Genomic DNA, 2,780 nt, shown 5'->3' on the forward strand with positions numbered 1-2,780 from the left:
GGCGGCCAAGGCGGCGGCGGCGGGACCGGTAGCACGGACACCAGCGACGGCGCTACCGGAGGTAATGGTGGCCTCGGGACTGTTCGGTGCCGGCGGCGCCGGCGGCCTGGGCGGTAGTGGAGGTGCCGGCGGCGTCGGCGGGACCGGTGCGGCGGGCGTAGGCGGCGACGGCGCGGCCGGAGGTGCCGGCGGAACGGGTGGTTACGCCGGCGCCGGGGGGGCCGGTGGGGCCGCCGGATTGTTCGGAAGCGGCGGCCAGGCGGGTACCGCGGGCACCGGTGGGGGCGGTGGCGTCGGCGGGTCTGGCGGCGCTGGCGGCCAGGGTGCCACCGGAACGATCGGCGATGCTGGCGGCAGCGGCTTTGCGGGCGGGCCCGGCGGCCAAGGCGGCGCGGGTGGCGCCGGAAACGGCGGCACTAACGGCTCCGGCGGTGTTGGCGGCGCTGGGGGCCAAGGCGGCCAGGGCGGCACCGGCTACGCCGATGACGGCAGCAGTGATGCGACTGCCGGCGGAACCGGCGGTACTGGTGGCGGCGCTGGCGTCGGCGGGGTGGCTGGATTCGGCGGAACCGGCGGCCTGGCGGGCGCCGTGGGCGCCGGAGGCAATGGCGGCAGCGGCGGCACCGGTGGGGCCGGTGCCCAGGGCGCTACCGCCACCATCGGCGATGTCGGTGGCACAGGCGGCGACGGCGGCGCCGGCGGTCACGGCGGCCAGGGCGGCGCCGGTGACGGCGGCACTAATGGTTCTGGTGGCACTGGTGGCTCCGGCGGCCACGGCGGCCAGGGTGGCACCGGCTACGCCGACGACGGCACCAACGACGCCACCGCCGGCGGCGCCGGTGGCAGCGGTGGTGCCGCTGGCCTCAACGGGGCGGCGGGCAGCGGCGGCACCGGCGGCGCCCCGGGCAGCTTGGGCACCGGTGGTCAAGGCGGCACTGGTGGCACTGGCGGCGCCGGCGCCCAAGGTGCGTCCGCCACCATCGGCAGGGGGGGCGGCGTCGGCGACCAGGGTGGCAGTGGCGGCCAGGGCGGCCACGGTGGGGCTGGCAACGGCGGGATCAACGGCTCAGGCGGTGCGGGCGGCGCGGGCGGTCACGGTGGCCAGGGCGGCGCCGGCTACGCCGATGACGGCACCAACAACGCCACCGATGGCGGCTACGGCGGCACCGGCGGCCAGGGTGGTACCGGTGGCGTTGCCGGTACCGGCGGCGTCGCGGGCACCCCGGGCGTCTCGGGGACGGGCGGTCAAGGCGGCGCCGGCGGTACGGGCGGCCCCACCACCTATAGCGGTGACGCCGCCGGCGGCGGCGGCACCGGCGGTTTCGGCGGTCAAGGTGGCCAAGGCTCCACCGGCACGCTGGGCCACCCGGCTGGCGCCGGCGGCCAGGGCGGCGACGGTGGCCAAGGTGGAGAGGGCGGCAGCGCCGTCACCGGCGCAGTCAATGGCAGCGGCGGCCAAGGGGGCTATGGCGGCCAGGGCGGTCAGGGGGGCATCGGGTATGCCGACGACGGAACCAACGACGCCGGCATCGGCGGCGCAGGGGGCGCCGGCGGCGGCGCCGGCCTGGGCGGCGCCGCGGGCGCCGGGGGCACCGGTGGCGATGTGGGGAACGTGGGTGTCGGCGGCAGGGGCGGCACGGGCGGCACGGGCGGGGCCGGCGCCCAAGGCGCCACCGGCACACTCGGCCATGCAGCCGGCATCGGCGGCGACGGCGGCGCTGGCGGCCAAGGCGGCCAAGGTGGAGCAGGTAACGGCGGAACCAACGGATACGGCGGCCGCGGCGGCACGGGTGGACAAGGCGGCCAAGGCGGTACCGGCTACGCCGACGATGGCACCAACGACGCCGGCATGGGCGGCGCCGGTGGCAGCGGTGGCAGCGCGGGTGCGGGCGGCGCGGCCGGCACCGGCGGCATCGGCGGCGGGGCGAACCTCGCCGGGTTCGGCGGCGCAGGCGGCCAGGGCGGCACTGGCGGGGCCGGGGCGCAAGGCGCCTCGGGGACACCTGGCCACATGGGCGGTACCGGTGGCGACGGCGGCGGCGGCGGCCAAGGCGGCCAGGGGGGCGCCAGTAGCGACGGCTTCACCGGCAGCGCCGGCGCCGGCGGCACCGGCGGCCGAGGCGGCCAAGGCGGCACCGGCTATGCCGATGATGGCACCAACGACGCCACCGCTGGCGGCAGCGGCGGCCATGGTGGCAGCGGGGGCGGGGGCGCGGTCGGGCCAGGCGGCTCCAGCGGTGGTGGCACCGGCGGCGCCGGCGGCCAGGGCGGTCAAGGCGGCGCCACTACCACCAGCGGTGACATCGCCGCTGCGGGCGGCCAGGGCGGTCAAGGCGGCGCCGGCGGCCAAGGCGTCACCGGGACGCCCTCCAGCTTCGGCGGCGGAGGCGGTCAAGGCGGCGTCGGTGGCGCCGGCGGGACTGGCGGAACCGCCGTCCCCGGTGCGGTCGACGGCAGCGGCGGCCACGGCGGCTCTGGCGGCGTCGGCGGTCAGGGAGGCACCGGCTACGCCGACGACGGCCGCAACAACGCCACCGGCGGCGGGCCCGGCGGTCGAGGCGGCCAAGGCGGCGCCGGCGGCGAGATCGGTACCGGCGGCACCCTCGGCACCGGCACCGCGGGCGCCGGCGGCGACGGCGGGGCCGGCGGCGCTGCTGGCCAAGGCGGCGCGACCACGATCAGCGGTCACCACGCCGGCGCGGGCAGCTTCGGCGGCCAAGGCGGCCAAGGCGGCGCTGGCGCCACCAGCCCGGCCGGCGGCAGCGGCGGCGACGGCGGCC

At 79.8% G+C, this 2,780-nt stretch carries 1 pseudogene; it reads left to right on the top strand.

Annotation, left to right across the window (positions count from 1 at the left end):
* A pseudogene (locus A5787_RS27315) lies at positions 1 to 2,780 on the top strand (PE family protein); the annotation flags it as partial.

This window comes from Mycobacterium sp. 852002-50816_SCH5313054-b (assembly GCF_001667185.1).
Taxonomy (GTDB): Bacteria; Actinomycetota; Actinomycetes; order Mycobacteriales; family Mycobacteriaceae; genus Mycobacterium.